Here is a 23,219-nt window from a genome sequence, read left to right as displayed (position 1 = left end):
TCAATTGGGTGGAGACTTTGAAAAATCGTTACTTTGGAAAATATAATGAGCTATTATGACAATTTAATAAAAAATATAAAAGATATTTCGGAATACTGTGGCTGGGGAGATTATTATACTGCTTTAGGGTTGCCCAAAGGTTTATGTTTTGGTATGGCTGCCATGTGGGGTCAAGCGTATCTATCTGATGATGTTGATACTTTTCATAAAAGATTACAACTACTTACAAGAGATAGTATATCGATATCGTTTAATAACAATAATTATAATAAACTAACTGACCTTATCAATGCTGTATGTAATTATGAAAAGCGATCATTTAAATGCAACACTAGACAGGTTGATCGTTATAGTAACCTAGAAATGCGCGAAAAGAAAATATACGATAATGTTATATCAATACGAGCTTTCTTAGATGGATTACTTGCATATCACACACCTTGCAATACATTCTTAAATAGCCTTGAAGGCAATAAAATAATATATCAAAATGTAGTAAAAACTTCACCGTTTGTTATAAACGAAAAATTAACTGCCGTTAGTCAAAAAATATTTGATAATCAAAGACCTAATATTACTTATCAAAAGGTTTCCCCGTTTATAGAAGTATATAATTATCCTTTTATTGGCAAAAAAGAAAATTACTGTAGTTTCTTAAAACCATTATTTATTAGGCAACTTAATAAAAGCAACTTTAACTTTTGCGTTAGCGTAAATAGTTTAGACCATGCAATTACATTTAATTCTAATTTAGAGTTATATGATGCTAATATGTTAAGTCTTGATAACTTTAAGGCCAGCAAATATTTCGATATTGAAAATTTAGTTATTAATATTTTTAAATCTTTTGATTTTAATATAGAACGAGATGGTCTTTTAGCTCTAAATATATTAGTTTATATAAGTCCCAAACATAGAGATTATATACCTGATTTAAAAAAAAGTCTTGGTAAGATTAAAATAGAAATAGACAATAGGTTACATAGATATATAAATAGTTTTTTTAAATGGAAAAATCATAAAAAACGCGCAACCTATACTAGGAATAAAGTAAGAGAAATAGATGTAGGCAAACTTCATACATTTATTAAAGAAGAAAACTATCTCTTACAAGGAGAAGGAAACTTAAGTAATCTAAAAGAAGCACATTACAAAAATAATAGGCAATCATCAGATAATAGTTTAAATAGGTCAAGATATAAGCAGATTATTGTCGAATCACTAAAAAATATTAGTGACACTTACGCTAATACTATAGTAGGTGATAAGGACTACTATAAAGTTGAATTACAAAAAGTCATTTCTAAAGGATATCACCAGAATACTAATTTACTATATATTGCATGTGAGAGGGGTCATAAGGAAATAGTTGAGTTACTACTAGCTAACGATGTTAATATAAATAAAGCTACAGATACTGGAGCAACCCCTTTATATATTACTTGTGCCAGAGGTTATAAAAAAATAGTTGGGTTATTATTAGCTAAACATGATATTAATATAAATCAAACAATTGATACTGGAGCAACCCCTTTATATGTTGCATGTGAGAAGGGTCATAAAGAAATAGTCGAATTATTGTTGGAGAATAGTGCTGCTATAAATCTTCCACAAAATACTGGAGCAACCCCTTTATATGTTGCATGTGAGAAGGGTCATAAAGAAATAGCCGAATTATTGTTGGAGAATAGTGCTGCCATAAATCTTCCACAAAATGCTGGAGCAACCCCTTTATATGTTGCTTGCCAGGAAGGTCATAAAGACATAGTGGGGTTATTACTAGCTAAACATGATATTAATATAAATCAAACAATTGATACTGGAGCAACCCCTTTATATGTTGCTTGTCAGGAGGGACGTACAGAAATAGTTGAGCTATTATTAAGTGAAATTTTATTAGCGACAAATAGCAACGCTATTGCCAGTTATTTTGTAGCAGGATGTAGCAAAGGATCAAACAATCAAGTCTTAGCATTGTTAAAAAGGCATTTTTGTGGGCATAATATTAATGCTCCATGGGATATGCCACTAGGAGGTGGGACAAAAAAACAGATAACTCCTTTATTGTATGGATGTCGTTTTATGTATAATAGAAGCATTAAATGGCTTTTAGATAATTATAGTTGTTTGAAAAATACCATCAGTGTAAATGGTTCATGTGCTTTAGAATGGTATCGAGTTTATAAAGACACAATAGGTTATGATCAGCATATAGAACAAAAATTAGAGTCATTAAGCTATAAGCGAATTAAAAGAAGCCGTTCAGTAACGTTAGCTAAAAATAATAGTCTTTAGGTAAGAGCTTACTCCTTATCCCAAAATTTTTTAAAGAGATAAATGGAAGTGTACATACCTAAAGCTAAACCAAATATTACATCGCTTGGATAGTGTTTTAAAACTATTACTCTTGTTGAAGCTATAAAGATCGCTAAAATTAACCATAGATACCTATGCTTTGGAAATATAAGCATTAAGCAAGCAAACAAACTTCCTATAGTTGTAGAGTGTCCAGAAGGCATGCTTGAAAAACCAGCTTCAAAAAAGTTAAAATGATGAAAATATGCTGCTCCATGCTCACTAAAAAGTACAGGTCTTGCTCTACCAATTATACATTTTAAAATTTGAACCAAAATCCCACTTAAAACGACACTTGAAAGTATAAATACACTAGGAGATAAAAGCTTATATATATTATGAGAAGTTATAGCTTCTTTTTTCCTAATTTTATAGACTGTTAAAGTAATGATTATTAGTAAAGTTGAAATTATTATCCAGCTTGAGTCTCCTAAAAAAGTTATAACCTTAAAAATTGATCTAATATGTTCTGGGATAAGTAGAACGAGATTTTCAGCCCTTACATCTATAAAGTAATAGAAAAAAATCACCATTATAGCTATAGGTAAGATTGAGTATTTAAGTTGTAAGTATTTTAGAAGTTTATATTCTTTTAAAAATTGTGGTTTTTCCATTGTTGTTTTGCCTTATCGTTACCTAGTATTATATATGGATGAAGATTTTTTATTACGCTAATATTTTTTGATTTATAATCAATATCTAAACCATCTCTTGTTATTAGATAGTGTGGATATTTGTTAGATACTTTAGCATCTAGCTCATTTAAATTGTTTATAATAGTATAGTTTTCTATACCTTGCGCTTTATTTGATTTTGCGTATTCTGTTGCAAAAGCATAATCATTGATTTTATCAGTGTTGAGATAGTAGTGTAGAGATGGCTTCATAATTGCTAATTCACTAACTACTGAATTTTTAGTTAGTTTACTTTTTAACTCAGTAGCCATATTTATCGCTGGCGTTTGTAACCATGAAATAGAAATAAAAAATATTAGTATAGCTAATAAGCTATATAAAAATCCACCAATGATAGTAGTTAATATCATGAAGTTAATATTTTTTCTACGATAAAAATACTTAAATAAGAAAATCACTAAAATACTTACAATACCAAGTAAAAACAATATCCATAGATAATTAGGTAAAGTTGCAGGTAGCGCATATTCAGTTGGGTTAAAATCTTGACTAACTGCATTACTAATACTGTCCCATCCAAAATAAATAGCAAAAGGGGCTACAAAACTAACTACAATGATAAGTAAAGAGCTTAGATAAGATATTGTCCAAAAAACACTTTTATATGGTATAAAAAAGTTGTTGCTAGTTTTTACATTGAGCCAAAAATAACCTACTAATATACCTAAAAATGGATAAATTGGTAGTATGTAATAAGGTAACTTAGTAGCAGATAAGCTAAATATTATTATAGTGATAATACTAAATACAGCTGATAGTAAAGCTAATTTATCCCAGGTGGATTCTCTAGATTCTAAACCTTTATTTAATGCTAATAAAAATCCAGATACTGCTGGAGCAATAAATGGGATTGTAGTTAATAAGATCGTAGCTATATAAAAAAATGCACCCCCTAAATTTGCAAATATTGCTGTACCACCAACTAAGCTTTTTGAGCTTCTATTAAATATTTGCTGGATAAAAAAATCATTCCAAAACTTATACCCAAGTTTCCAAAAAACTATAAAGTACCAAAAGTTGACGAAACAAAATATTAATATTCCGACAGGTATGTTTGCTCTAAAAAAAACATGCCAAAATCTACGTTGGATTAATAAATATATAAACATAGCTGGTAAAATTATAGCTACACCTACTGGACCTTTAGCTAAAAAGCTTAAGCCTAAAAAAAACCATGAAAAATAATACCATTTTCTATCGCAAGACTTATCCCTTTCCGTAGCTATAAAAAAACACAATAAAGTCAAAGTTGTAGAAAGAACTAAAGGAATGTCTATCATAGTAGTTCTAGATATAACTATTAGCAAAGGCATAAATGCTATAGAGGCACAAATTATAAGGCTAAGAGTTTTATCTTTTATAATTTTTCTAAGCAAAAAATTCATAGACAGAATTAATAATACTCCACAACAAGCAGCAGGAAGTCTAAAAGCAAAGATACTCTTACCAAGTAATAATGTTGAAGTTTGTATTAACCAATATAGCAAAATAGGTTTTTCAAGCCAATACTCATTATTATAAATAGGTAATAGGTAGTTGTGGTTATTAAGCATATTCATTACAACAGAGACATAATAACCTTCATCACGATCAAATAAAGGAGTAGCTCCAATAAACAACAAATACATTAAAGCTACTGATATTATAAAAACTAAAAATATGTTTTTTTTCAAAAAATTATACATTGCAAGCGTAGCTAATAATTAATGACCTGGAGCGTATTCTATACCAAAAATTGAGCTTTGTCTAAATTGAGGTTTGTTTTTTATCTTCGAATAAAAATTTATGCATTTCTTGCTGTAAGAATTCTTTAGCTTTGGGTTCTATCAAGTTAAGACGATATTCATTAATTAAAATTGTCTGGTGAGCAAGCCAATCTTGCCAAGCTTTATTCGAAATTTCAGCTTGAATTTTTTCTCCTAACTCACCTGGTAACGGTTTGTAGGGAATAGCGTCAAGTTGTTGGTTATATTTTTTACATAATACTTTAGTCATCTTTTCCTCTATATACATCTTTTAGGTTTTGGAAGCCCCGCTAATTTTGCAGCTTGAACAGCAGGAGAAATAGGAAACAAAACCTGTAAATATAAGCTGCTACCTAATTTATCACCGTATTCTTTCTTTAATGCTCCAACAAGCTCTCTTATTGCTGGGGATTTTTCATGTTTTTTATAAAAACTTCTAAGAAAATTGATAATTACCATATGTTCATCAGTCAACACTATATTTTCTTTAGCTGCTATTATTTGACAAAAAGTTATATCCCAATTGTTAGAGTCTAACAAAAAGCCTTCGCTGTCTGTGTTGTAGTTATCCACAAATATGGTAAAATTCTATATTAGTTTTTAGTATTCACAATTATAGCAAACAATAAGTAGAGTTTTAATTGTTTTAATCCCATAAAGGCAAGTTCAATGAAAGTAACGTTATATACAGCTAAATACTGTCCATATTCATTAAGAGCAAGGATTGCTCTAGCAGAAAAGAAGATGAATGTGGAAGTAATAGAATCAGGAGATTTATCATCAGAGATGTTAAAAAAAATCTCACCAGATGGCATATTTCCTGTTTTGAAAGAAAAAGATTATAGTATAAATAATAGAAAAGCTCTGTTAATTTATATTGACGAGAGATTTCCAGCACCAGGATTATTACCAAGTTTGGTAAATGAAAGGATTAGAGTTCGTTTGTCTCTAGATAAAATAGATAATGAGTGGTACCCAGTTTTAGAAGAAATCAAAAAAAATCGTAATAATAAAACTAAACTTGATTCCTTATTTAAAAATTTAAAAGAAAGTTTTTTAACGGTGGAAAAAGTTTTTACAGAGACTGATTTTTTTATCTGCTCAAATTTTACGTTGGCTGATTGCTATATAGCAGCGTACTTAATTTCTCTTGAAGCAGAAGGCTTTATTATAGATGAAAGTTTTGGTGCGATTTATAAGTATAAAAAGCGGATTTTTGCACGTGATTCTATCAAAAAAGCAAATTTGAAAGGAAATGCTAATGATTCATTATTAAAAACCTTACGAGCTCATAGGTAGGTAATTATGTGGTATCAAGGCTTTGTAGATTTTGTGTTTTTTATATTAAGCGCATTAGTAGTAGTATTTGCTATTGTATTTGTTGTAGGAAGTTTCTTTTCGTTGTTAGCAAAGGCAAAGCAAGAGGTGACCAAGCTTTCAAAAGGTAAGCTAGAAATTAATAAGCTAGGTGGTGAATATAAAGAAACTAAAGAAAAACTTTTAGAGACAGTATTAGACAAAAAAGAATACAAAAATTACCTCAAAAAACATAAAAAACAAACTAAAGAGACTCAAACAAAAAATAGAGTTTTTGTTTTGAATTTTAAAGGTGATATTTACGCTTCTCAAGTTGAAAATCTACGTAAAGAAGTTTCAGCTATATTGGCTATTGCTAAAACTGCAGATGAGATTGTAGTACGAATTGATAGTCCTGGTGGAGTAGTTAATGGTTATGGATTTGCTGCGGCTCAATTAGAGCGTATCCGTCAAGCTGGTATAAATCTGACAGTATGTATAGATCAAATGGCTGCAAGTGGCGGTTATATGATGTCTGCTGTTGCACATAAGATTATTTCAGCACCGTTTGCTATAGTTGGCTCTATTGGTGTAGTAGGAACCGTACCTAACATTAGAGAGTTGCTACAAAAAAATGGTATAAACGTTGAAATGCATACTTCTGGAGCGTACAAGCGTACTTTGACTACTGTAGGTGAGAATACTGAAGAAGGGCGTCAAAAGTTTAAGCAAGACTTACACAATATACATGAGCTATTTAAAAAACATATATTAGTATACAGACCAAACTTAGATATGCAAAAAGTTGCTACTGGTGAATATTGGTTTGGTAAAGATGCTTTAGAGCTAGGCTTAGTAGATGAAATTCAAACTTATGATGATTACATTATTAATCATTTGAGCAAAGAAAGCGATGTGTATGAAGTCAGTTTTGTTAGAAAAAAAGAGAAAGGTTTTTTAAAATCAAAACTAACATATTTTAAGAGCATGATTACTAACTTTTTATATGCACGTAAAATAATATAGGATTGAAGTGTTAGATCTTAAAACTCATAAAGAGCTTCTAGATAATTTTTTTGAGCAGAAGTCTTCTAAAACTCTACATCATGCTTTTATTTTTAGAGTTAAAGATGCTGTATTGTTAAATAGTTTTATTAATTCTTTATGTCAGGTTATTTTAAGTCAACGTGTAGAAAATTATCAAGACTGCCCATATATTACTATTGCTACAGCTGAAAATGATGAGATAAAAGTAGCTGAAGTCAAAAAAATCATAAAAAATTGCGAGTTAACAGCTCATAATAACCTAGCTAAAATTATAATTATTGAAGAGTTAGATTTTCTAAACGACTCAGCTGCAAATGCTTTGCTGAAAACATTAGAAGAACCAACAGAAAATACTTTTTTTCTAATGTTTACGCGCGATTACAATAATATATTGGCAACTATAAAAAGTAGATCTTTAGTATACGATATAAAGCTTAACGACGAAGATAAGTTTAGTTATCTTAAATACACTTTTGAGATGTCAAAAGAAGGTGTAGCTAAATCTTTACAAATAGCTCGTGATGATATAAATATTGTAGCAAAAATTAAGCTTGAGCCACACTTTTGGCAAACTAGGAATTTACTAATGAAGGTATTGGTAAATCAATTTAATGTAAATCTTTTTTTAAAGGAGGTATCTCCTCAGTATAAAGACGCTTTATATTGGCTTACAAGTATAGCTATAGATGTATATTATTATAAATTAGATAAAGAAAGCGATAATATAGCAAACTATGATAAGTTAGCTGTCATTAAACATCTAGCAACAAAACTAGATGGTGATAATGTGTATAAAATATATAGACAAGCTTTAGAAGCAAAGAATTATTTTGCAAATTTTAAAAATGTTGATAAAGAATTGATTTTAGAAAATTTAATATTGGAGATTGTAAAATGATAGTATGTGTAGCTTCAAATTAATATGAATAGAAACTTTCATATTAACTATTGTTTTCGCTACTTACTACGTAAGCTATAGCGACATACTTTTTTCATTGCAAAAAAAGTATGCAAAAATGCTAGCACATGCTATCGCTTGGTTGTACGCCAGCGACAACTACAAAACTCACTTGTGTTCAAACAGTTGTAGTTGTTACTTCGCTGGCTTAACAACCGCTAACCGCAAATGTGCTTTTTTAAGTAAACTTGTAGATGAAAATGGTATTTATCTTAAATACTAATTTTTAAAAAACATTTAAACAATATAAGAAAATAATAATAGGAATAAAAAATGGATGTAAAGCAGCAACAACAATTAAAGGGTTTGGCTCATAAATTAAAACCAGTAGTTTTAATAGGAGAAAAGGGCTTGACAGAAAACGTGATGCTAGAGATTGATTTAGCATTAGCATCTCACGAACTTATAAAAGTAAAAGCTGGTCGCTTACCAAAAGATGAAAAGCAAGCTTTAGCTCAAGAGATCACACGATCTACTAAATGTGAGCTTGTGCAAATTATAGGCAATATTTTAGTTTTATATAGGAAAAATCCTAATAAAAAGAAATAGGGATTAAAATATGAGTTTTCCAATATCACGACCACGTAGGCTTAGAACGTCCCAAAACTTAAGAGATATGGTTGCTGAAACTAGCTTAAGTGTAAATGACTTAATGTATCCTATATTTGTAGTACATGGTCAGAACATAAAAAAAGAAATCTCAAGTATGCCTAATCAATACCATTGGTCTGTAGATAGGCTGGGTGAACTTGTTGAGCAAGTTACAACAGCTGGAATTAAAAGTATAATGATATTTGGGGTGCCAAAAACTAAAGATCTAGTTTCATCTGAAAATTATGATCCTAATGGGATCACTCAACAAGCGATTAAAAAAATTAAACAACTTGCACCGGAACTAGTAGTTGCTACAGATGTTTGTATGTGTAGTTTTACACCGCATGGACATTGTGGAATATTAGACCAAAATGAGTACGTTGATAACGATAAAACATTAGAGATTTTGCAAAAAACGGCCGTCTCTCACGCGCAAGCTGGAGCAGATGTCGTAGCTCCAAGTGGTATGATGGATGGTATGATTATAGCGATGCGTCAAGCTTTAGATGAAGCAAATTTTGAAACTGTAGCAATTATGTCGTATTCAGTAAAATACGCTTCAGCTTTTTATGGTCCATTTAGAAGTGCTTGTGACTCTTCACTAAAAGGTGATCGTAAAACTTATCAGATGGATTACCGTAATAAAAAAGAAGCTATCCGAGAGGCTATAGCAGATATTGAGCAGGGTGCTGATTTTATCATGGTAAAACCAGCTTTAAGTTACCTTGATATTATCAATGAGTTAAGTCATATAGTTGATTTACCAATAGCAGCTTATCATGTAAGTGGTGAATATGCGATGATAAAAGCAGCTGCTCAAGCAGGTTTAGTAGATGAAAAAGCTATTACTATAGAAACGCTAACATCTATGAAAAGATCAGGTGCTAAAATTATACTTACTTACACAGCTTTAGATGTTGCAAGTTGGATTTAAGAGTTTAACAAGATGATAAATATAGCTTTATATGAACCAGAGATCCCACCTAATACTGGTAATATAATTAGACTATGTGCTAATGTGGGTGCTAATTTACATCTTATAGAACCTTTGGGTTTTAAGTTAGATGACAAACAGCTTAGACGAGCAGGTTTAGATTACCATGAGTTTGCAAACCTTAAAATCTACAAAAATTTTGATGAGTTTTATCAAAAAAATAAAACCAAAAAAATTTGGGCTTGTACAACTAAAGCAAAGCAATATTACCATCAAGTAGATTTTGATTGCGATGATATTTTATTGTTTGGTCCAGAAACCAGAGGGCTACCAGTTGAGGTTTTGGATCTACTTAAAACTACTCAAATCAAAATTCCTATGCGTAAAAATAGTAGAAGTCTGAATTTATCAAACTCTGTAGCTGTAATTTTATATGGCGCTTTGAGTAATATCGGTTTTGAAGATTTAGACCTTTTATGAAGTAACTTGTTTTATTTGGTATTTTAAAGGTTCGTTAAGTAAGCTGGGAGTAATATCATAAGTTTAGCTGTACAGAAATAATCAAATTAGTTGATTTTATTACTAAACTAGTGTCAGATTAAGTCTAAGCTAGTACATTTTGTAGTAGCTCAAACTTGATCTGACAGTCACCAATTAATTTGAGACTGAATTTATTTCTAAACTAGTGTCAGATTTATCAAACATATTACCTAAATTTTTCTCTTTTGCCAAAGGTTTTGAGTCAATAAAAGTTTTCATAGGCGTTTTTCCATAACAGTGCTTACCAGAATGTGGTCTATCGTTATTGTAATAATCCAGCCATATATCAACATCTTGCTGAATCTCCTCAATCGTTGAATAAACCTTTTTTCTAAACATTGTCTCATAACATTCATTTTTCATAGTTTTATGAAATCTTTCACAGATACCATTAGTTTGAGGGGAGTTAGCTTTTGTTTTAGTATGGTCAATGTCTTCTATGCTTAAGTACATCTGGTAGGAATGATTCTCCAGCTTTCCACAATATTCCGTGCCTCTATCTGTTAATACTCTTAATAGATCTATTCCATGTTCCTCAAAGAATGGTAATACCTTATCATTAAGCATATCAGCAGCTACTATTGCATTTTTTTCTGTATATAACTTAGCAAATCCTACTCTAGTATACGTATCTACAAATGTCTGTTGATATATCTTACCTATACCTTTTATATACTCTACATAGCTATCTTGAGATCCTAAGTAACCTGGATGATGCGTTTCAATCTCACCAGTAGCAACCTTTTTAGCTTTTTCTTTTTCTAAAGCTTGTAATTGAGCTTCTGTAAGTATAAAGCCATCTTGAGCTACTTTGGTCTCTAGTGCTGTTAATCGCTTCTTAAAATTCTCTAAGTCATGTCTAAGCCAAATAGATCTAACTCCACTTCCTGAGACTAATATTCCTTGCTTTGCTAATTCATTTGATACTCTATGTTGTCCATACGCCGGATATTCATAAGCCATATTAACTACTGCTTGCTCAATATGTGCCTCAACTCTATTTTTCTCTAATGGCTTCTTACGGGATATTTCTTGTAAAGCTAATTCTCCACCATTATCGTATAACTCTTTAAAGCGATAGTAGCTGTCTCTTGAGTAACCCATCACTTTACAAGCTTGCTTGACATTACCTAATTGTTTTGCTAATTCTAACAGACCTAATTTGGGTTTGATTATCTTTTGAGATGCATTCATTTTATTCTTCCTTAATTTGACATCTTATTTTATACACAATGTCAGATTAAGTCAAAGCTATTACAGAAAAAGGAAATTATTTGTACCAATTTTTGCAACGGCAAGAGGCATGACTTTAGATTATTTACTCACCTTACGCAATTTGGTCATGAATTTCTAATTTCATATAACTGCTTAAGAGCAATAGCGTTAGATCTAACCAAGAGCTTATATTTCAGGGCAAAGTGGTTTAGTGAAGTTTTTATCTTGAGCATTTCTAGTTTACAAAAAGCTACTAATGAGCAAAAAATATGATTTCTTTGAGTTTTCTCAACTTTAGTTGGTGAGGCTGATAAAGAAGTATTTTGCTTAATTGATTTATGATAAACCTCTATTTGCCATCTTTTTTGATAGTCATGATATAACTGATTAGAATCTATTTCTAAATCATTTGTTACAAGATATAAAATTCCTTTTGTACCGTTCTCGTTTATGAAAATCTTTTTTGTTAAAAGTACAGGGAAATTCATATCTTTAAGCCATATCTTTAAAGATTCTCCATCAGCAATATCAAGTTCAGAGAGTTTAATAAAATCCTTACTCTTTCTAGCGTAATCACTCAAGGCAACAACTCTATTTGACTTCATACCAAGTATGAATTTCTTCGATAATGTGTGATGTATGAAATTCATATTATCTTTAGAGCAAAACCAGCTATCTGCCAAAATATATTTAAACTTAACATGATTAATAACTGCTCGGTTTATCATGTTTTGAAATATTTGGTTTTTAGTAACTTTAGATCTTCTTTTATACCGCTTATCTTTTTCATCATAATATCGCTCATCCTTTTTCACTATTTCATAGTCTATTGGAATAGATAAATTTGATGTACTAAGCATACATGAGACTATATTAATACCCTTTACATGAACACCTTTAGCATGAGAGTGATGCCAACAGACTATATCATTCTCATCTGTACTTGGCTTTTCACTAATTGTATCATCCAAACAAAGAACATCGTATTCGCTATTATGTTTTCTAACTAAAGGCTTTATATATTTCCAAAATTCTAAGCTTGTTAAATCTGACTTACTTAAAAACCTTGTTATTTTGTCATGGGATACTTCTTGATCTAATATATCTGATAATTTTGTAGCCGTAGCATACTTAGTTTGGCTTATAAGATAATCTGTGTATATGTCTAGTAAATCCTTGTCCATCTCTTAGATAATACAATTTTTTTCTATGATCAGTATTCTAAATATCTTTTTAAAATTTACAATCTTTTGCGTAAGGTGAGTTATTTAAAGAATCTGGTGTTCATATCCACCCAGAGATAAAAAGCCTCACCGATACGGGCTATCAAGGGATACATAAGCTGCATCAGCATTCAGAATTGCCGAAGAAAAGAACAAGGAAGAACCCACTAACCAAAGAAGACAAAAAGAAAAACCGTGAACTGTCTAGTCAACGTGTTCTGAATGAGAATGTGATCGGCACGATTAAGCGATTTAAAATTATTGCCGATCGTTATAGAAACAGAAGAAAACGATTTGGTTTAAGGTTTAATTTAATTGCTGGAATTTATAATTTCGAGATATAGATCGGTTATGCAAGAGGTCTATTGTTATAACTAATCATTAAAGTATTATTATCTATGTAAATATTTTTAAACCAGCCGTAATTATCTGCTATACAATTAGCACTTTTATATATTTTTTTATTAACTATATCTGTGTAATAAAATATATTATTAGATACTTTAATATATTGGTTAGTAAGAACTATATTAGCATCTTTTGAAAATTCATAACTTAAACCTAAAATATTTATTGCCAAGAAAAACAATTTATCAAAACTATTACTAATCTTACTATAAAATATTATTTTTCTAGAGATCCCTAGATGTATTAAAAAATAAATGAAAGAATTTATAATTAACATATATTCTTCTTTATTAAGTTCAACATCATCTATAGTAAGCTTGATGTAATTATCCAGCTCTATTAGAGACTTTTCTAACGTTAAAAGTGGAGAGTGACTACAAGTATAGTGCTTAAATAAATTGAGAATGTTATCAGATATATTGAAAGGACAAATAATATCATTATTTAGCAACTCAACAATTTCTGAATTACTATTTAGACTTGAAATTTTATTATAGGAATTTATTTCTAATATGATTTGAATTTGTTGTAATGATAGTTTAAACGGTAAATTTTTATTTATATATTGATTATATATAGGATGCCTATTTAAGAAATATTCTGCATTTGAACCTATTGCCAAATTATTAATTTTTACCACTTTCTGAAGTAAATTGATTTTAAGTAATGGGTTTATAATAAAAGATTGTTTAGAATAATTAAAATTATAGTTTTTTGGCTTAATCAAATACTTTTCAGACGAGATAGCTATGACACCATTGTAATCATTCTTATGAGTAACCTTAGTCTCTTTTAGCATATTAAACAAATACTGTTCACCAAAGACCTCTATAGAACATTTTTTAAACAGTTTGCTTAACCATGTTTTGTAAACATTTGAATGAATATATTTACCTCCTCTTTCAAAAAAAGGCTCTGGTTGCCCATCTCCTAAATGAATATGAGGCAATAATATAACAGATCTACTCTTCTTAACTACTCTCTGAGCCTCTGTTAAAACTAATTTAGGTTTATGATGGACTATATCATATCCATGTAAAAAAAATATAGAGTCACTTTTAATTGGTAATTTTGAATTACTATTAATAAAAATGACTACTAAATTCTCTGGTTTATTTTTATACCAATAATTAAATCCCTGATAGCCTAAAGGAGAATTCTCAATTTCACAAAGAGAGATAACTAGGTTATCTTTAAATTGATTAGCCAACAAATCTCCTGAGAAGCCATTCCAATTCTTCATATCAAGAATAATATCTCCTTCAGCAATAAACGTCTTTATGTTTTCAATAAAGCAGTTTATAGTTCTAGTTGATTCATTTATTGGATGAAGCGCGCAATATGGATCTATCAACTTTTTTTTCTCTTTAATAAATACGAATTTATCATAATCACTTCGATTACCAAATAGTTCTTTTTTTAATTCTTTTAAATCATTTAATGTGTATCTTTCAAAGTTTGAAATAGAGAAAATTGGAAAACTATTTATTACTGGATAACATATAGAACAATCTTTACATGATAAGCTCGCATCAATATCACTATAATTATAGCAAGATAAATCACCTCCACAGTTTGGACATGCTAGTATGTCGAATAGATTTTTGTCATAAAAAAGCACTATTATCCTCCCCAGTAAATAAAATCTTTAAAACTAACTGCTACACTTGTTCTTACTATTAATATTACAATTATGACAAAACAGACCACTGTAACAATATCAACTAACCAAGCTGGTAAATATTTTTTTAAAAAGTTATAAAACTGCATGAGTCAATCCCATCGTAAAAAGTACAGGTATAGTTGATAATATCCATGCAAAAACGTATAATCGAGACAATGCATTTCTAATATAAAATGGTATTTTCTTATTGATATTAGAAAATCTACTTACATATGCTTGAAAGATTACTATCCCCAGTGCTTGATATACTCCCCATACTAAATAATACGTAGATATCTGATGCCATAGTCCAATAACTATTAATGCTAAGATAATAGCTACTGTTCTACTTCTAAATTTAGAAAAAACCGGCATAAAAACGTAATCCTTAACCCAAGATGTTAAAGTCATATGCCATCTTTGCCAAAAGTCCATTATGTTTTTTGCTTTATATGGGTAATTAAAGTTCTCTTGAATTGTAATACCAAAACAGCCTGAAAACCCTATAGCTATATCAGATAAACCACTAAATGCAAAATATAAATAAGACCAAAACACTATAGACAATCCATATAAATTTAATATAGATGTAGTATCTGTACTTATTAAAGGCAGTAATTTTAACGATACAATGTAATTAGCTACAAATATAAATTTAAAGCATCCATAAACAATTCTTTCTATAGACATTGATAATTTCTTACTATCGAATTTTAATCTCTTGAATTGTCTTTCAAAATTTTGATATCTATTTATAGGTCCAGTATAAATAGTAGGTAAAAAAAGTTGATACATAATATAATCACTAAAACTAAACTTACTTATCTGCCCACTGTACACATCTATAAGGCAATGAATTTGCCTACACATAAAGTAACTAAAACCTATTACTGTCAAGTTGATGTATCCATTATCTACGACCAGTTTTACACTAAGAAAAAAAAGCATAAATCCATATATAAAAACGATAATTAAGTTATCTTTCTTATTCTTAATATAAGAGCTTGATGCCTGAAAACTCAATATAGATGTCATTAGCAATATCAACATACTATAAATAGATATATATAACATAAATATCACAGACACTATATTTAAGAAAAGTTTTTTATATTTATATGGAACTACCCAAAATACAATACACATTATAGATAGGTAACAAAATAAGTCAAAAAACTCTTTTTTCATGCGTAACTAAACTTCCTTTTCAATTTGTAGAGCTATCCAGTTTGATAACTTTTCTTTACCTTTCTCATTAAGATGTGCATTATCTGAATAGTAAAAATCACTCATTGGATTAAAAACTAAAACATTTAGGAAAGGATACTCTTTTTTAAATCCATCTATTGTTTTGTTTTTCATATTCTGATAATTAAAAGTTTCCTCTCTTGAGATTGAAGGGCTAATATATACAAATAGAACTTTTACTCCACTAGTTTTTAATTTTTTCAAAGCTTCTAGTGTTTTATAAGAAAGTTTATTAAGTTGAAATTCTATCTTTGAGTCTACCTTTTATCCGGATAATACAGGCTCAGGATCTTGATAGTTCATATTGTATTCTTGTCGGTTAGATTTAATAGAAGTATTTGATACAATATTCTGAAAAAAACCATAATTTCCTTTTCTTAGGAATGGATTTAACTCAATCATTAAAAAACCTACATTATTTCTGTATTTAGCAAGCCATTGTATTAAAAACTCTTCTTCACTATATGGAATAGAAGACCTACTAATTCTTATAAAATTAAGATTGTCTGGTAGATTATATATTTTTTTAATTTTTGCAAAAAACTCTTTGTCAAAATATACTCCTCGTCCCACCAGAGAAGATCCTATTACAATGGCATTATGATCTAATTTATTAAGTCTACTTAAATTATAATCATACGAAGGTGAATACAGTCCCAATATAGTCAAAATAATCAGCGATAAAACACTTACAGCAAGCCATAGTTTTAGCGGTAATATTTGCTGTTCCATAATTTATGATAGGAGTATGTTTTTAATATCTTTTAAACATTTTATACTCATGATATCTTTAGCACTAAATTTCCTATTAAAAGTTTCTTCAACAAACATAATCAATTCTAAATGTCTCATAGAATCCCATAAATGAATGCTATCTATACTATCTTCTATTGAAAGATTATCAATTTTAAATACATTAGATGCTATTTGCAAAAGCTTTTCTTCATCAAAATCCTTATAGTTATTTTCACGATTTTTATATTCAAGATATATTTTATATATCTCTTCTTGATCAATTTTACCAACTCTATTTTTTGGCAATGAATCTACTATTAATATATCTACAGGAGTTTTATATGATTCAAGTTGGCTTGAGCAGTATAAAAAAATATCATTTTTATTCATGACAGAAACAACAATTGATACAGGAACTTCATTATTTTCTGTTTCCACTTTTGTAGTATACGCTTCCTTTATTCCTTTATTCCTTTATTCCTTAATAAAACCTCATCTATTTCTTCTGGAGTAATATTTCTACCATTACAGATTATTATATTCTTAAGCCTTCCAACTATTTCAATATATCCTTCTTTATCAATATTAGCTATATCCCCTGTTTTAAACCAACCATCAATAAATGCTTTTTCTGTACTTTCTGCATTCTTAAAATATTCCTTGAATACACTATCACCTTTTAGAATAAGTTCACCATTTCCATATGGTAAGATTTTACCATTACATAGTAATGCCGCTTTTATATCTATAGCTTTAGCTTTCTTATTGGCTTCACCAAACACTGCTCCACTAACAGTTTCAGTTAAACCATACATATCATATATTCTGATATCAAATTTTTCTTCTAAATTATCCCATAAGTTTTTAGATAACTTCGCTGATACTGAAATAATATATTTCAAGCAATTTTTATCGAATATATTTACATCATCAATATATTTATTTATCCAATCTAATATTATTGGTGGACATATAAAGTGCGAAACATTGTATCTATACATCATATTAAGATTATCATTTAGATTCTGAAGAGAGAATTTATCTGGCCTCACTAAAGTTGCACCAACTATTGCACTTAATACAGGACCATGAAACATCCCATCTGCATGAGAAAGGTCTAAATTATTAAATATAATAGATTTATTTGTATAACTATAAACCTTTATAAGAGTTTGAAGATGCGATAAATAACTTTTATGAGTATGTACGACTCCTTTTGGAGATGTTGTAGTTCCTGATGTATAAATAATATAAGCATTATTATTATCATTAATATTCATTACAGGTTTTTTAGCTTCATAGTTCGTTAAAATTGAAGGAAATTTATTGCTATCGTGTTTATTAAATAGCTTCTTAAATAAATTACTCTTTTTATTATCATTATCAATTCTAATGATTTTTTGACTTTCATATTGTACAGATAGATCAGAGTCGACAAATATTAGATCTGGTTTAACATCTTTTAAAATCTGTTTTAGGCGTATGCTATTTATATCTGTTGGTAAAAGAACCGTACATATTTGATTACATAATGCAGATAAAAATATTGATATAGAATCTTTCTGACTGTTAGAAATAATTAAGATATAAGCATTTTCGTCTAATTGATATTTTTCAAATAAGGCTGTCATTCTTAAAATATCATCATATAGTTGTTTATAAGTATATTTAAATGAAATAAAATTTATGAACGTTTTATTGTTATAATTAAGTTTCTTTATTTGTTTAAATAGTATGTTTTCCATTTAGTTTATGACCTTATATATTTTTCCTAAAATATTTCTCTTTATAATAGCATTCTTAAAGTTGATATTTTTCAATTTTTTTAAATCATATGACACTGAAAGTATTCCATATATATCTCTTATGTTCAAACCATCCACATAACATGTATAGTTCTCAATGGAAAATTTATTAAAAATATCAAGAAATGCATCTTTAGCCCCATTTTTCTTTAAAAGAAGTTCTAGCTCATCGGCAAATATAAAGTCACTACCATCTTTTGTTTTAAAAATTCGATTCTCTCTTCCTATAAAAATTAGCTCATCATTACATACTTTTACAAGATCTCCTGTGTAATAAAAATTTTTAACATGAGACAATTTGCTACCTAAATAACCTAAAAAGAGATTGGGTGTCTTTACACATAACTTATAGGAGCCTTCTTTATGAGACTTTAGCCTGACAGCTACTCCCTCTATTGGTTGTGGTAAAGAATCTGATTTTAATACAGTCTTATCATTTTCAGCCATTACTATTCCACAGGTTTCAGTAAGACCATAATATCTATAAATAATACCATCATAAAGTGTTTTATATTTCTGTATTTTTTGATAATAAAGACTAGATCCAGTAGATAGTATTTTTGTTCTAGATAATCTATTACCTATAAGTCTTTTAGCATTTATAAGATAATCAATAATTGAAGGTCCACAAATAATATAGTCATATTGTTTTTCAATTAAATGATCAACTATAGAGTCTTTAATAAAAAAAATACTAATATCATAAAAGGTTTTGATTACCAAAGACCTAAAACCTGACATAGTTGATATATCTGCTAAACAAAGAATACTTTCTCTAGATTTAATATTAAACACTTCTTTGAAAGAACTGACAGATCCTAGAATGTTTTGGTATGAGTGACATATTGCTTTTGGTTTACCTGTAGATCCAGAAGAATATAATATAAAAGCAACATCATTTTCTTGCCAGTGATAACCTATACCTGATGAACTATCTTCAAAATCTGCTTTATCTATATACATGTAATTGGTTATATATTTTTTTAGTTCTTGCTCTAATTTCTTACTATTAGAATTTGGTGGAAAAACTATAATACAAATACCATTTAACCAAGCATGCTTAATAATCTTAGTAGCAACCTCAATATCCATGTCTGATTTTAATATAAAGGCGACATCTATATTTTTTTTCATGATTTATTCAAAATTGAATTTTACTCTAAAACCCACTGACCCTTTTTGCTGATTTGCTCATACATTACGTCAGGAGCTAGATCCAAACCATTTTCCCATGTTACAGTACCGATTTCTCTATCAATAAAAACTTTTTTAAACTCATTTTCATCTTCTAAAGACTTAAAAACTCCTCTAAATCGAGAAGGGTAAAAGATTATCTGACCTTTAAGCCCATCTTCGAATAAAACCTCTAATGTGTTTTTAGAAGTAACTTGTACATTAATAGGATCCTTCCACATATCTTACTCCCTCTATCTTAATGGTTCTATTTGCATAGGCTGTTTATCTTTCTGACACAGTTCCCAATTTTGTAGCAATTCTTTTTGATGGATCTCAGCCCAAGCTAAAACAAGCCTCTCTTGTTTCTTTGGAAGCTCTCCGACTATTACTGATATATTAGTAATGCTAACTGAACATTTATATTCACCAAATCTTACATGAAAGTGAGGAGGATTATGCTCATCCCAATACATACTGATAATTATACCGAAGAATCTGCTAATAGTTGGCATATCGTTCCTTTAAAGAAACTTAGAGTTCCTATTATGTGGTTGATATTATAATGAATTTATAGTACATTTCAATCGCTAGATTGTATTCTGAAAGTTTTAAAATAGTTGAAAGAGAGTTTCAGAAGTAGTTTATTAGGTTTGTGAAGATCAAACCCAGATTCTAAATAGGAATGCACCAATAATAATTTGATAAAGACGATGATTGTTTTCATATTTTACTATAGAAAATATGGGGCATTTATAGCACCTTTTAAATAGTAAATTTTAACTGGTAAGCTAAAGTTGCAAAAGCTATAGTTTTGGTTTGTAATACTTAGGCTTAAACTCTATACCATATTTGACATTCATCCACATTCTACTTATAAAACTTTGCATTTCTGCATCATGGATGTTTAGCACATACATTTTTTTAATTGCTTCATCGGTAGGCTTAATGTTTTCGTCGTTAAATATAGGATCCATATACTTATCATTTTGTGTAACAGCATTGGGTTGGTATAGATAGTTACTATTTTGAGCTGATACATAAGGATCTATTATATAATTCATAAGTTCATATGCTTTATCGAGATTTTTAGCACCTTTAGGTATCATAAGTGTATCAAACCAAATATTAGTGCCTTCTTTAGGTACAATATAAGCTAATGTAACATTTGGATTGACTGATTTAGCTCTTTCAACAGATCTAACAACATCACCAGAGTAACCCATCACTAAACATAAATTACCAGCGGTAAAATCATTTTGGTATTTATTACTATCGAAATATTTAATAAAAGGGCGAATATTTCTAATTATATCAAGAGCAGCTTTTTCGTAGTTAGCTTTGTTAGTAGTATTTGGATCTATTCCATGATAAAAGAAATAATTACCAAAAATCTGTTCAGGTTCATCAAGTAAAGATACGCCACATTTAGCTAACTTACTTAGATATTTAGCATCAAATACATACTCCCAACTATTGGGAATAACTCCTTTACCAAGCTGTTCTTGTATTTGTTCTTTATTATAAGCAAGGCCAGTTGTACCATAGCTATAAACTACAGCATATTTGTTACCGGGGTCGTTGATTTGTGAAACCTTGTCATAAATAACTTTATTACGATACTTAAGATTTGGTAACTTTGATTTATCAAGTTCTACAAGAGCCTCGGAAGTTATTTCAGTGTTTAAATACAAGGCCCCTTGCTCAATAAGGTCAAACCCTGAGGAGCCAGTCATAACCTTAGCTCTTGTCATATTATCATCAGACGTATAAATATACTTAATTCTGGTATTAGAGAGTTTAGAAAAACAAGGAACTATATCAGGAGCTATATAATCAGCCCAATTGGTAAAATTTATTTGTCCTTTTTCTTGTGAGTAGACTATAGGAGTTTTAAGTACATCACTACTACAGATATAAGACTCATCTTGAGCGTAGCATAAGTTTAGTATAGTAAGTAACAAAATAATTAGAATACTTTTAGCTCTCATTTGTCAACTTAGGTTTGGTTGTTATGAATTGGTTTTAAGTATATACTAAATTGGTTATTGACGAAATAAATTCTGGTTTTCATGGAACAGGTTGTTAGTAGTAAAAAATTTGGTTTAATAAGGCTAGTGATGATAAACATTATAGCCGTAGATAGCCTTAGAAATATATCAATCACAGCCCAAGCTGGTTGGATTGTAGTAAGTTTTTATATATTAGCAGGAATATTTTTCTTAGTACCTTGTGCATTATTAACAGCAGAGATGTCAACAGGTTCGGCTCAAGAAACAGGTGGTATTTATATTTGGGTGAAAAAAGCCTTTGGTAAACGTTTAGGGTTTTTAGTTATATGGTTACAGTGGGTATATAACTTGGTTTGGTTTCCCTCGATTTGTGGTTTTTTTGCTGGAGTGATAGCCTATGTAATGGCACCAGTTTTAGGGCAAAATGCAGCAGATTTAGTATCAAACCCTTGGTATATGATTTCAATGAGTTTGGTAATGTTTTGGAGTGCAACAGCTATAAACCTATTTGGAATAAAAACCTCTAGTACGGTTAGTACATTAGGAGCTATTATTGGGACTTTATTACCTATGCTTATTATTATAGCTATGGCTTTTTTATGGGCGCTTTCTAATACACAAAGTATAGTATTTCCACACGTATCAGATTTTATTCCATCTGGTAATAATATTAGTAGTTGGGCTTTGTTTATTACGGTTATGTTTAGCTTGTTTGGTCTAGAAATGAGCGCTATTCATGCTGCTAATGTAAAAAATGCTAAAAAGAATTTTCCTAGAGCTTTATTAATATCAGGTTCGGTAATTTTAGGTTCACTAATACTGTCTAATATAGCTGTAATATTAGTAAGTAGTCAGTTACAGATTGGTGATGTTGATATCGTTACAGGTTTGATGGTTTCTTTTAATTATTTTTTTAACCAAATAAATATGCCTTGGATGACGTATTTTATTGCAATTACGCTAATATTTGGGGCTTTTACTACAACCTCAGCATGGATTATGGGGTTATCTAGAGCCTTTATGGTTGTTAGTAATGATAATATTTTGCCTCATGCATTCGGTAGAACTAATAAAAATGATGCTCCAGATACTCTGCTAATAGTACAAGCTTTGATTTTTACCGTATTTTGTTTTTCTTATATATTTATGCCATCTGTAAACGAGGCTTATTGGTATCTTAGTGATTTAACAGCGCAGTTAGCAGTTATAGCATATATACTTATGTTTATAACAGCTATTAAGCTAAAAATTAGTCAACCATTGCAACAAGGGCAGTACGAAATATATAAAGGATTATTTGGTACAGTTACAATGGCAATTTTAGGTTGTGTGGGTTGTTTTATAGCTATTGTAGTAGGCTTTATTCCTATAGATAATATGGATATGAATATAATGCATTTTGATGCTTTATTACTTTTTGGTATAGTTGTTACATTAATTGTTCCTTTCGTGATTACTATTAAAAAATAAACAAAATTTAGTATCAAGCTACAAAGTTATACAGAGTCCCTTTAGCTATTTAAAATTAAGTACATATATTTTTAAAAACTGATAAAATAATTAATAAGAGCAG

Annotated in this window: 24 protein-coding genes and 1 pseudogene; 9 read left to right on the top strand and 16 right to left on the bottom strand. The window is 29.5% G+C overall.

Annotated elements, in window-relative coordinates:
- Positions 1-45: 45 nt before the first annotated feature.
- Entirely contained in the window at positions 46-2,295 is a 2,250-nt protein-coding gene (locus tag FRA_RS05530) for an ankyrin repeat domain-containing protein (RefSeq protein ID WP_035719706.1), read from the top strand.
- Positions 2,296-2,303: 8 nt separating this feature from the next.
- On the opposite strand, the gene FRA_RS05525 is transcribed toward FRA_RS05530, so the two are convergent.
- The 4 genes from FRA_RS05525 to FRA_RS05510 form a co-directional block, all read right to left on the bottom strand.
- The gene (locus FRA_RS05525; protein WP_051686760.1) at positions 2,304-2,969 is read right to left on the bottom strand and encodes a phosphatase PAP2 family protein; all 666 of its coding nucleotides are present in this window, start codon (positions 2,967-2,969) and stop codon (positions 2,304-2,306) included.
- The gene (locus FRA_RS05520) at positions 2,948-4,735 is read right to left on the bottom strand and encodes an ArnT family glycosyltransferase (RefSeq protein ID WP_035719705.1); all 1,788 of its coding nucleotides are present in this window, start codon (positions 4,733-4,735) and stop codon (positions 2,948-2,950) included. The genes FRA_RS05525 and FRA_RS05520 overlap by 22 nt, the downstream gene beginning before the upstream one ends.
- A 61-nt stretch (positions 4,736-4,796) precedes the next feature.
- Complete coding sequence (locus tag FRA_RS05515; RefSeq protein WP_035719729.1) at positions 4,797-5,045, bottom strand: oxidative damage protection protein; 249 nt, start codon at positions 5,043-5,045, stop codon at positions 4,797-4,799.
- 8 nt (positions 5,046-5,053) lie between these two features.
- The gene (locus FRA_RS05510; RefSeq protein WP_035719704.1) at positions 5,054-5,368 is read right to left on the bottom strand and encodes a TusE/DsrC/DsvC family sulfur relay protein; all 315 of its coding nucleotides are present in this window, start codon (positions 5,366-5,368) and stop codon (positions 5,054-5,056) included.
- Positions 5,369-5,464: 96 nt separating this feature from the next.
- Here FRA_RS05510 and sspA point away from each other — a divergent pair, with 96 nt between their 5' ends.
- The 6 genes from sspA (at position 5,465) to trmL (ending at position 10,104) form a co-directional block, all read left to right on the top strand.
- The gene (gene sspA / locus FRA_RS05505) at positions 5,465-6,094 is read left to right on the top strand and encodes a transcriptional regulator SspA (RefSeq protein ID WP_035719703.1); all 630 of its coding nucleotides are present in this window, start codon (positions 5,465-5,467) and stop codon (positions 6,092-6,094) included.
- Between the two features lie 6 nt (positions 6,095-6,100).
- On the top strand, positions 6,101-7,117 hold the full coding sequence (sohB, locus tag FRA_RS05500) for a protease SohB (protein ID WP_035719701.1): 1,017 nt from the start codon (positions 6,101-6,103) through the stop codon (positions 7,115-7,117).
- A 7-nt stretch (positions 7,118-7,124) separates the two neighbouring features.
- On the top strand, positions 7,125-8,036 hold the full coding sequence (locus FRA_RS05495) for a DNA polymerase III subunit delta' C-terminal domain-containing protein (protein WP_035719700.1): 912 nt from the start codon (positions 7,125-7,127) through the stop codon (positions 8,034-8,036).
- A 333-nt stretch (positions 8,037-8,369) separates the two neighbouring features.
- On the top strand, positions 8,370-8,645 hold the full coding sequence (yhbY, locus tag FRA_RS05490) for a ribosome assembly RNA-binding protein YhbY (protein WP_035719699.1): 276 nt from the start codon (positions 8,370-8,372) through the stop codon (positions 8,643-8,645).
- A 10-nt stretch (positions 8,646-8,655) separates the two neighbouring features.
- Positions 8,656-9,624: a porphobilinogen synthase gene (gene hemB, locus FRA_RS05485; protein ID WP_035719698.1), complete on the top strand. Its 969-nt coding sequence runs from the start codon at positions 8,656-8,658 to the stop codon at positions 9,622-9,624.
- A 12-nt stretch (positions 9,625-9,636) separates the two neighbouring features.
- Positions 9,637-10,104, top strand: a complete 468-nt coding sequence (trmL, locus tag FRA_RS05480; protein WP_035719696.1) for a tRNA (uridine(34)/cytosine(34)/5-carboxymethylaminomethyluridine(34)-2'-O)-methyltransferase TrmL — start codon at positions 9,637-9,639, stop codon at positions 10,102-10,104.
- A gap of 174 nt (positions 10,105-10,278) precedes the next feature.
- Here trmL and FRA_RS05475 read toward each other — a convergent pair whose 3' ends face one another.
- Entirely contained in the window at positions 10,279-11,358 is a 1,080-nt protein-coding gene (locus FRA_RS05475) for an IS481-like element ISFw3 family transposase (protein ID WP_464110824.1), read from the bottom strand.
- 146 nt (positions 11,359-11,504) lie between these two features.
- Positions 11,505-12,563 carry an IS701 family transposase gene (locus tag FRA_RS05470; RefSeq protein ID WP_464110823.1) on the bottom strand — a complete coding sequence of 353 codons (1,059 nt, stop codon included), beginning with the start codon at positions 12,561-12,563 and terminating at the stop codon, positions 11,505-11,507.
- An 80-nt stretch (positions 12,564-12,643) separates the two neighbouring features.
- Between FRA_RS05470 and FRA_RS05465 the strand changes: the two are divergent.
- Positions 12,644-12,946, top strand: a pseudogene (locus FRA_RS05465) (transposase family protein); the annotation flags it as partial.
- Between the two features lie 5 nt (positions 12,947-12,951).
- Here FRA_RS05465 and FRA_RS05460 read toward each other — a convergent pair.
- The 10 genes from FRA_RS05460 to FRA_RS05415 form a co-directional block, all read right to left on the bottom strand.
- Positions 12,952-14,631: a Trm112 family protein gene (locus FRA_RS05460; RefSeq protein ID WP_035719693.1), complete on the bottom strand. Its 1,680-nt coding sequence runs from the start codon at positions 14,629-14,631 to the stop codon at positions 12,952-12,954.
- 135 nt (positions 14,632-14,766) lie between these two features.
- Positions 14,767-15,621 carry an MBOAT family O-acyltransferase gene (locus FRA_RS05455; RefSeq protein ID WP_321174105.1) on the bottom strand — a complete coding sequence of 285 codons (855 nt, stop codon included), beginning with the start codon at positions 15,619-15,621 and terminating at the stop codon, positions 14,767-14,769.
- A 246-nt stretch (positions 15,622-15,867) separates the two neighbouring features.
- On the bottom strand, positions 15,868-16,035 hold the full coding sequence (locus FRA_RS05450; RefSeq protein WP_155960872.1) for a hypothetical protein: 168 nt from the start codon (positions 16,033-16,035) through the stop codon (positions 15,868-15,870).
- A gap of 150 nt (positions 16,036-16,185) precedes the next feature.
- On the bottom strand, positions 16,186-16,653 hold the full coding sequence (locus tag FRA_RS05445) for a hypothetical protein (protein ID WP_035719689.1): 468 nt from the start codon (positions 16,651-16,653) through the stop codon (positions 16,186-16,188).
- 3 nt (positions 16,654-16,656) lie between these two features.
- Positions 16,657-17,094, bottom strand: a complete 438-nt coding sequence (locus FRA_RS05440; RefSeq protein WP_035719687.1) for an acyl carrier protein — start codon at positions 17,092-17,094, stop codon at positions 16,657-16,659.
- Positions 17,095-17,114: 20 nt separating this feature from the next.
- On the bottom strand, positions 17,115-18,401 hold the full coding sequence (locus FRA_RS05435) for a class I adenylate-forming enzyme family protein (RefSeq protein ID WP_035719685.1): 1,287 nt from the start codon (positions 18,399-18,401) through the stop codon (positions 17,115-17,117).
- Positions 18,402-19,595, bottom strand: a complete 1,194-nt coding sequence (locus FRA_RS05430) for an AMP-binding protein (RefSeq protein ID WP_035719684.1) — start codon at positions 19,593-19,595, stop codon at positions 18,402-18,404.
- Between the two features lie 20 nt (positions 19,596-19,615).
- Positions 19,616-19,876, bottom strand: a complete 261-nt coding sequence (locus FRA_RS05425; RefSeq protein WP_035719683.1) for a DUF2442 domain-containing protein — start codon at positions 19,874-19,876, stop codon at positions 19,616-19,618.
- A gap of 12 nt (positions 19,877-19,888) precedes the next feature.
- Positions 19,889-20,149 carry a DUF4160 domain-containing protein gene (locus tag FRA_RS05420; protein ID WP_035719680.1) on the bottom strand — a complete coding sequence of 87 codons (261 nt, stop codon included), beginning with the start codon at positions 20,147-20,149 and terminating at the stop codon, positions 19,889-19,891.
- Positions 20,150-20,440: 291 nt separating this feature from the next.
- Complete coding sequence (locus tag FRA_RS05415; protein ID WP_035719659.1) at positions 20,441-21,625, bottom strand: polyamine ABC transporter substrate-binding protein; 1,185 nt, start codon at positions 21,623-21,625, stop codon at positions 20,441-20,443.
- 81 nt (positions 21,626-21,706) lie between these two features.
- On the opposite strand from FRA_RS05415, the gene FRA_RS05410 reads away from it, so the two are divergent.
- Positions 21,707-23,116, top strand: a complete 1,410-nt coding sequence (locus tag FRA_RS05410) for an APC family permease (protein ID WP_035719658.1) — start codon at positions 21,707-21,709, stop codon at positions 23,114-23,116.
- Positions 23,117-23,219 lie beyond the last annotated feature (103 nt).

Origin of the sequence: Allofrancisella heilbronnii (assembly GCF_000710735.2) — a bacterium.
GTDB classification, from domain to species: domain Bacteria; phylum Pseudomonadota; class Gammaproteobacteria; order Francisellales; family Francisellaceae; genus Francisella; species Francisella frigidaquae.
This window is presented reverse-complemented; position numbering and strand designations above follow the sequence as displayed.

Bases quoted from the DNA above. Each gene is read 5' to 3' on its own strand.
- sspA (WP_035719703.1), top strand. From the start codon at position 5,465: ATGAAAGTAACGTTATATACAGCTAAATACTGTCCATATTCATTAAGA.
- FRA_RS05520 (WP_035719705.1), bottom strand. From the start codon at position 4,735: ATGTATAATTTTTTGAAAAAAAACATATTTTTAGTTTTTATAATATCA.
- sohB (WP_035719701.1), top strand. From the start codon at position 6,101: ATGTGGTATCAAGGCTTTGTAGATTTTGTGTTTTTTATATTAAGCGCA.
- FRA_RS05470 (WP_464110823.1), bottom strand. From the start codon at position 12,563: ATGGACAAGGATTTACTAGACATATACACAGATTATCTTATAAGCCAA.
- FRA_RS05515 (WP_035719729.1), bottom strand. From the start codon at position 5,045: ATGACTAAAGTATTATGTAAAAAATATAACCAACAACTTGACGCTATT.
- FRA_RS05525 (WP_051686760.1), bottom strand. From the start codon at position 2,969: ATGGAAAAACCACAATTTTTAAAAGAATATAAACTTCTAAAATACTTA.
- FRA_RS05420 (WP_035719680.1), bottom strand. From the start codon at position 20,149: ATGCCAACTATTAGCAGATTCTTCGGTATAATTATCAGTATGTATTGG.
- FRA_RS05475 (WP_464110824.1), bottom strand. From the start codon at position 11,358: ATGAATGCATCTCAAAAGATAATCAAACCCAAATTAGGTCTGTTAGAA.
- FRA_RS05455 (WP_321174105.1), bottom strand. From the start codon at position 15,621: ATGCTTTTTTTTCTTAGTGTAAAACTGGTCGTAGATAATGGATACATC.
- FRA_RS05445 (WP_035719689.1), bottom strand. From the start codon at position 16,653: ATGGAACAGCAAATATTACCGCTAAAACTATGGCTTGCTGTAAGTGTT.
- FRA_RS05425 (WP_035719683.1), bottom strand. From the start codon at position 19,876: ATGTGGAAGGATCCTATTAATGTACAAGTTACTTCTAAAAACACATTA.
- FRA_RS05435 (WP_035719685.1), bottom strand. From the start codon at position 18,401: ATGGAAAACATACTATTTAAACAAATAAAGAAACTTAATTATAACAAT.
- FRA_RS05530 (WP_035719706.1), top strand. From the start codon at position 46: ATGAGCTATTATGACAATTTAATAAAAAATATAAAAGATATTTCGGAA.
- yhbY (WP_035719699.1), top strand. From the start codon at position 8,370: ATGGATGTAAAGCAGCAACAACAATTAAAGGGTTTGGCTCATAAATTA.
- FRA_RS05450 (WP_155960872.1), bottom strand. From the start codon at position 16,035: ATGAAAAACAAAACAATAGATGGATTTAAAAAAGAGTATCCTTTCCTA.
- FRA_RS05430 (WP_035719684.1), bottom strand. From the start codon at position 19,595: ATGAAAAAAAATATAGATGTCGCCTTTATATTAAAATCAGACATGGAT.
- trmL (WP_035719696.1), top strand. From the start codon at position 9,637: ATGATAAATATAGCTTTATATGAACCAGAGATCCCACCTAATACTGGT.
- FRA_RS05415 (WP_035719659.1), bottom strand. From the start codon at position 21,625: ATGAGAGCTAAAAGTATTCTAATTATTTTGTTACTTACTATACTAAAC.
- hemB (WP_035719698.1), top strand. From the start codon at position 8,656: ATGAGTTTTCCAATATCACGACCACGTAGGCTTAGAACGTCCCAAAAC.
- FRA_RS05410 (WP_035719658.1), top strand. From the start codon at position 21,707: ATGGAACAGGTTGTTAGTAGTAAAAAATTTGGTTTAATAAGGCTAGTG.